We start from the raw sequence: 6,733 nt of genomic DNA, 5'->3' as shown, positions 1-6,733 counted from the left end.
GACTTAAGTCCTACTGATTACCCACAAGTATATAAATAACTAATAATCAATATCTTATCTCTAGCGAGGGACTTAAGTCCCTCGCTAGAGATGAGGGCTTCAACGCTTGGTTTAAAGACTATATATGTACATTTAAGCTAATTTTATCAATAATCACACCTTCATTTCAACTTTTTAAAAGATGTGGGCAATCAATAGGACTTAAGTCACTCACTAAGAGGAAAGGTTAAAACTTAACTTTATCCCATAAAAACACCTCAAAGCTCATCGCTCATAGCTCACAACTCATTCCCCCATCCCACCAATCAGCCTATTCATCCCAAATGAAAGCTAGTTCATTCATATTTACTGTATATTGCCATCGAAATTTAGTCAATGAGTACTGTTAGCTACTATATTACGATGAATCATTTAAAGAAGGGAGAATTTTACGGGCAAACTAATCAAACCATTCATCTGGATGGACTTACGCTAACGGATACCGTTTATACGCAACCTAAAGTAGATTGGCACTACCATGAAAATGCCTATTTTACCTTTATCTTAGCGGGCGACGTAATTGAAGGTAACAAAAAAGAGGTTTATCATTGTCCTGCTGGTACGTTACTGTTTCATCATTGGCAGGATGCACATTACAACATCAAACCCGAAGGTTTTACCAGAGGCTTTCATGTAGAGATAGAAAAAAGTTGGTTTGATGAATTGTCTTTGAAAGCTGACAACATACAAGGGAATATGAACCTATCAGACCCCGCCCTTAAGCTTTTGATGTATAAAATATTTACAGAAACAAAAATACAAGACCCTACCTCTCCCCTATCTATCCAAGGATTATTGCTAGATGTGTTGTCTCAAATGGCGGAGGGACGTCAATCGTTGTTACACAAGAATCCTTCATGGGTAGCCACAATCAATGAAATTCTGAACGACCAGTTTGCTGATAACCTTACCTTAGGCTTCTTATCTGAAACCCTCAATATTCACCCTGTACACCTTTCAAGAGACTTTTCTAAATACTTTCATTGCACCTTTGGCGAATACATCCGAAAATTAAAAGTGCAGAAATCGCTCTCCCTGTTATCCGACAAAAGAAAACAACTAACCGACATCGCCTTTGAGTGTGGTTTTGCCGACCAGAGCCATTTTATACGCTGTTTTAAACAAATCAATGGCATGAATCCTTCTGCCTATCGAAAAATACTTTTTAGTTAAGGCTTCCATGTTAATCCTGTTCTATTTTGGGAAAACTCATCCGTTTAAATTTGTCTCTTAAATAACGTATTATCATGAAACAGGTATTAATCATTCTTTTCAGCGTGTTAATCTCGCTGAAAACCTCTGGGCAAATAAAAGATATTTTCACACCCGAAGTCATTACTAACCCCCTTCATCAAGCCAACATAGGGAAGATTACTTTTATGGCTAGCAATATTCCCCTTGATGTTTATCAGCAAAGTGATTTTCTCAGCACTTTTGAATTATCTCGCAAAAACAGCCTAAATATTAGGGTATTTATGGCAAATTCGGTAACTAATTATATCCATCAATTGGCACCCGAATTATCGGTTGATGAACTCTTAAAAAGTGGTAATCTTCAATTTTCGTTTTTTGTTGATGGTAACCCTATCTACCAAGAAAACATTCATCATGGCTGTAATTTTGGGTCGAGTGTGAACAAAAATACGGTGACTACCTTTAGAGTTCCGCTAACAAGTACTACAGGTGAAGGCTGGTGGGCGATGTATATGTGGGACAGGTTTAAACTAAATGGAGGCGACAAGGCACTGACAGAAGGGAAACATCAACTAAAAATTGTACTCAAGCCTTATGTAAGACTAAGTGATACTGACCTAAGAGTAGGAGAAATTATTGCACAAGGACAAATAGAATTGGTCATTAAAACGCCTGTGATTACGAAGGAAGAAATAGCCATACAACCAATTGCCCCAAACAGTGATTGGGAAATATCAAAGGCTAAATATGACACTAAGAAGATAGAAGCCTTGAATACGGCTATTGCTAAATACGAGCTAAAGGATATTACGAGCATCGTGGTTATTAAAGACCATAAATTATTGTTGGAAGAATATTTTAACGATGCCAACAGAAGTACACTTCATGACCCACGGTCGGCAGGAAAATCATTTACTTCTACCATGATGGGAATCGCCATAAAGGATGGGTACATCAACAACGAAAACCAACCCTTGAAGGCATTTTATGATTTAAAAAAGTTTGCCAATTACGCTGAAAGCAAAGAACAAGTAACCATAAAGAACCTACTTATGATGAGTTCCGCCTTTGAAGGTTCAGATGCTGATGGCGATTCACCGGGCAATGAAGAGAATATGTATCCTACCGATAATTGGGTAAAATTCACACTTGACCTACCAATGGATGCTCGTAAAAAAAATGGTGTTCAATGGGACTATTTTACTGCGGGTGTGGTACTGATGGGTGATATTTTACATAAGACTGTGCCAGAAGGCTTAGAAATATATACTGATAAAAAACTGTTTAAGCCTTTAAATATCACGAAATATCAATGGCAATATACTCCACAAAACGTAGTAAATACGGCGGGGAGCCTCCAGATGAGGGCCATAGACTATGCTAAGTATGCACAGTTATATAAAAACAATGGGCAATGGCACGGCAAGCAAATTATTCCTGCCGACTGGGTTGCTAAAACATTGACCAAGCAAATACAGATTCCTGAAAGAGAAAATGAATATTATAGTTATTTGTTTTGGAATAAGACCTTTCAGGTAGCGGGCAAGAATTATGAGGCTTTTTATTGTGCCGGCAATGGCGGTAATCAATTCATCATTTTCAAAGATTTGCCCATCGTCATCATCATTACAGCCAAGGCTTATAACAAACCTTATGCACATCCGCAGTCGGATACTATCGTGAGGGAATATCTTTTACCTGCTGTGTTGAAAGAGGAGAAGTATAGCGGGCAAAAAAAATAGCAGTCTTGGATAAGCGATACGCGACAGCCGAAAGTTATTATCTATCATTTTACCACAAAAAAATCAAAAAAACATCCTACGTTTCCTTTTCATTTCTACCTTTGCAGTCAAGTTTAATCAGGAGTAACCTTGTTGGAAACAAGCAGGGGTATTCGCTAATTCTCATATTTTCAAAAGGTAGAAATGGAATACAGAATAGAAAAAGACACGATGGGTAAGGTACAAGTGCCTGCCAATGTTTACTGGGGAGCTCAAACGCAACGTTCAATCATGAACTTTCCTATTGCTCAAGACATCAACAAGATGCCTAAAGAAATTATCCGTGCGTTTGCCTATTTGAAAAAAGCGGCAGCTATCACCAATTTCGAGGCTGGTGTATTGGCAGAAGATAAGAAAAACCTTATCGGACAAGTATGTGATGAAATCTTGGAAGGCAAGTTGGACGACCAATTTCCTTTGGTAGTTTGGCAAACTGGTTCGGGAACGCAGTCGAATATGAACTGTAACGAAGTGGTTGCTTACAGAGCTCACGTAATTAACGGTGGAGATTTGTTGGACGAAACAAAATACATTCACCCGAACGATGATGTAAACAAATCGCAGTCGTCTAACGATACTTTCCCAACGGCGATGCACATTGCGGCATACAAGATTTTGGTAGAAGTAACTATTCCGGGCATTACCAAATTGCGCAATACGCTAGATGCTAAGGCAAAAGAATTCAAGGATGTAGTGAAGATTGGTCGTACTCACTTTATGGATGCTACGCCTTTGACTTTAGGACAAGAATTCTCGGGTTATGTTTCTCAGCTTGACCACGGTTTACGTGCTATCAACAATACGTTGGCTCACCTTTCTGAATTAGCCTTGGGTGGTACTGCCGTAGGGACGGGTATCAATACGCCAAAAGGATATGCTGAAAACGTAGCAAAACATATTGCTGATTTAACAGGCTTACCTTTTATTACGGCTGAAAATAAATTTGAAGCCTTGGCTGCACACGATGCTATCGTGGAGGCTCACGGAGCGTTGAAGACTGTAGCAGTTAGCTTAATGAAAATCGGTAACGATGTTCGTATGCTTTCGTCGGGACCACGTTCGGGTATTGGTGAAATCTATATTCCAGACAACGAACCGGGTTCATCTATCATGCCGGGTAAAGTAAACCCAACACAGTGTGAAGCGATGACAATGGTGTCGGCACAGGTAATGGGTAATGACGTAGCAATCGGTATTGGCGGTTCGATGGGTCATTTTGAATTGAACGTTTTCAAACCAGTAATGATTTACAACTTCCTTCACTCTGCTCGTTTAATTGGTGACGTTTGTGTGGCGTTTAATGATAAATGTGCTGAAGGTATACAGCCACTACACGAAAACATCAAGAAACACGTAAACAACTCGTTGATGTTGGTAACGGCATTGAACACTAAGATTGGTTATTATAAATCAGCTGAGATTGCTCAGACGGCTCATAAAAATGGTTCAACGTTGAAAGAGACTGCTATCGCTTTAGGTTACTTGACAGCAGAAGAATTTGACGCTTGGGTGAAACCAGAAGAAATGGTTGGTGATATTAATGTGTAGTTTTTTTGGCTGTAGGCTTTATGCTGTAAGCTTTTTATATTTTAACAAAGTCCGTCTTAATGATGGACTTTGTTGGTTTTTGGGGAATAAATATAATAAGTTTTTGATAATTAAGTAATCTCGACTTGGAAGTTATGGAGGAAAATAATAGATTGTGGAGGTGTTAATCTGTTCCTATTTACATAATGGGAAATAATACACTTTAACAATATCATTCCCACATTAAAACACAACAATCAATATTTATGACACATACAGAATCAATTGAAATACCACTGAGTAAGAAAAAAATGGCTTTAGGTTTAATAGGTTCATTAGCTTTTGTGGGAATTGGATTTTGGTTTGTGATAAGTCCGCCCAAAGGGAATCATTGGTTATTGGCGAATCCGACTTTTGTATTGGTGGCTGGACTTGCCAGTATAATAGTTTTTGGCATTTTTACAGTTATCATCGCCAAAAAACTTCCTGACAATCAAGCTGGGTTAATAATAAATGCGGAAGGTATTTTGGATAATTCAAGCGCTGTTTCTGTAGGGTTGATTTTATGGAAAGATATTCAAGAAATATACCTTAGTGAGATTATGAATCAAAAGCTCCTGCTAGTTATCCTTGAAAACCCACAAGACTACATCGACAAGCAACCTAACTCATTAAAAAGAAAATTGATGGAAATGAATTTGAATTCTTATGGTTCGCCAATAAGTATTTCGGCAAATGCATTACAAACAAACATTGAAACACTTTATGAATTACTACAAAAGAGGTTAAATCAATATAAATCTTAGTGTAATAATGATAACTACCATATAAATTTCATACAATACGACAAACAAAAAAACACAAATATTTATATATAAATTGCAAAATTTTAATATTAGGTTTATACTTTTTAATTTATAAACCGATTTAACACAAAATCATGAATTTAAAATATTTATTTGCCTGCCTCGTACTCTTTACCAGTACTTGCTTTAGCCAAGAAACAACATCTACCAAGGTTTTCGAGCAAACAGCGTTGCTCAACAAAATAGCATTTAATAATCCAAAATACGATCAGCCAAAATTCAGTTGTGGTTTTCTGTTAAAATACAACAACGATACTTTTGCCGTTACGGCAAAACACATTTTGCAGATTGTTAAACCAGATGAAATGAAAAGCCTTTCATTTGGCAATATCCTTTCGCCGTTGTTCGTGTCTCCACGAACAACTCTACAAACAACTCTAAGAAAATTTTCAAAACTCAATCAGTTATGCAATATTCGAGTATGCAAATAGGTGTCCCATATTTTTACACCGCCACCATTTTAAATTGGCAAAAATTATTGAAGCCTGATAAGTATAAGGATATTATTATCAGCAGCTTACAGTATTTAGTAGCTCAACAAAAAATTAAAGTATTTGCATTTGTGATTATGCCAAATCACATCCATCTAATTTGGACAATGTTAGCTAAAAATGGGAAAGAGATGCCAAATGCTAGTTTTATGAAATATACAGGACACAGGTTTTTAGAAGATTTATCATTAAATCATCCGAAAGTCTTATCCTATTTTGAAGTAGAATCTGCCAATCGTAAATATCATTTTTGGCAAAGAAATAGTCTTCCAATTGCTTTGTATTCACCAACTGTTTGGCAACAAAAAATTGACTATATCCACAATAACCCTATCGTTGAAAAATGGAGTTTAGCTGATTTACCTGAAAACTATAGATATTCCTCAGCCAAATTTTATGAACATACGATAGATGAATTTGGGATATTAAGCCATTGGCAAGAGTAATTCAGATTAGTAACTTAATGAGAAAATTGTTCGTGGTGACACGAATAATGGCGAAGATGAATTTGGAATATTAAGCCATTGGCAAGAGCAATTCAGATTAGTAACTTAACGAGAAAATTGTTCGTGGTGACACGAACAATGGCGAAGATTCAAAGGTGTTATATCCACGTTCAGTACCTTGTGTCCTTGTTCGAGCAGATACGCAATTACGTGCTTTCCTGCTTTTCCCGAACCACCCGTAAAAAGAATTCTCATTTTAGTCATTTGTTTATTGAATTAATAAGGGTTTTTTCGCCTTTGTTGGAGTTATCTCCATAGCCGTCAGGCTAATTTGAAAATCTTATCTTTGTGATATGGGAAAAGATTATTTTAAAGATATAGATTTATCA

5 protein-coding genes and 1 pseudogene are annotated in these 6,733 nt (G+C 36.9%); 5 read left to right on the top strand and 1 reads right to left on the bottom strand.

What is annotated here, in order from left to right:
* The first annotated feature begins 375 nt into the window (after nt 1-375).
* From AC07XN_RS22775 to AC07XN_RS22755, 5 genes are all read left to right on the top strand, one after another.
* The gene (locus tag AC07XN_RS22775) at nt 376-1,212 is read left to right on the top strand and encodes a helix-turn-helix domain-containing protein (protein WP_494744729.1); all 837 of its coding nucleotides are present in this window, start codon (nt 376-378) and stop codon (nt 1,210-1,212) included.
* Between the two features lie 74 nt (nt 1,213-1,286).
* Nucleotides 1,287-2,975 carry a serine hydrolase domain-containing protein gene (locus AC07XN_RS22770; protein ID WP_494744728.1) on the top strand — a complete coding sequence of 563 codons (1,689 nt, stop codon included), beginning with the start codon at nt 1,287-1,289 and terminating at the stop codon, nt 2,973-2,975.
* 183 nt (nt 2,976-3,158) lie between these two features.
* On the top strand, nt 3,159-4,562 hold the full coding sequence (fumC, locus tag AC07XN_RS22765) for a class II fumarate hydratase (protein ID WP_309923474.1): 1,404 nt from the start codon (nt 3,159-3,161) through the stop codon (nt 4,560-4,562).
* 245 nt (nt 4,563-4,807) lie between these two features.
* The gene (locus AC07XN_RS22760; RefSeq protein WP_494744727.1) at nt 4,808-5,347 is read left to right on the top strand and encodes an STM3941 family protein; all 540 of its coding nucleotides are present in this window, start codon (nt 4,808-4,810) and stop codon (nt 5,345-5,347) included.
* Nucleotides 5,348-5,813: 466 nt separating this feature from the next.
* Nucleotides 5,814-6,344 carry a transposase gene (locus AC07XN_RS22755; protein ID WP_309923472.1) on the top strand — a complete coding sequence of 177 codons (531 nt, stop codon included), beginning with the start codon at nt 5,814-5,816 and terminating at the stop codon, nt 6,342-6,344.
* Nucleotides 6,345-6,491: 147 nt separating this feature from the next.
* Here the strand turns inward: AC07XN_RS22755 and AC07XN_RS22750 are convergent.
* Nucleotides 6,492-6,608: pseudogene (locus tag AC07XN_RS22750) on the bottom strand (NAD-dependent epimerase/dehydratase family protein); the annotation flags it as partial.
* Between the last annotated feature and the right edge of the window lie 125 nt (nt 6,609-6,733).

It is taken from the genome of Arcicella sp. GW458-12-2-14-TSB2 (genome assembly GCF_059423785.1).
This window is presented reverse-complemented; position numbering and strand designations above follow the sequence as displayed.

What these genes read in the sequence shown, in the direction of transcription:
- AC07XN_RS22775 (WP_494744729.1), top strand. Translation starts at nt 376, where the DNA reads ATGAGTACTGTTAGCTACTATATTACGATGAATCATTTAAAGAAGGGA.
- AC07XN_RS22770 (WP_494744728.1), top strand. Translation starts at nt 1,287, where the DNA reads ATGAAACAGGTATTAATCATTCTTTTCAGCGTGTTAATCTCGCTGAAA.
- fumC (WP_309923474.1), top strand. Translation starts at nt 3,159, where the DNA reads ATGGAATACAGAATAGAAAAAGACACGATGGGTAAGGTACAAGTGCCT.
- AC07XN_RS22760 (WP_494744727.1), top strand. Translation starts at nt 4,808, where the DNA reads ATGACACATACAGAATCAATTGAAATACCACTGAGTAAGAAAAAAATG.
- AC07XN_RS22755 (WP_309923472.1), top strand. Translation starts at nt 5,814, where the DNA reads ATGCAATATTCGAGTATGCAAATAGGTGTCCCATATTTTTACACCGCC.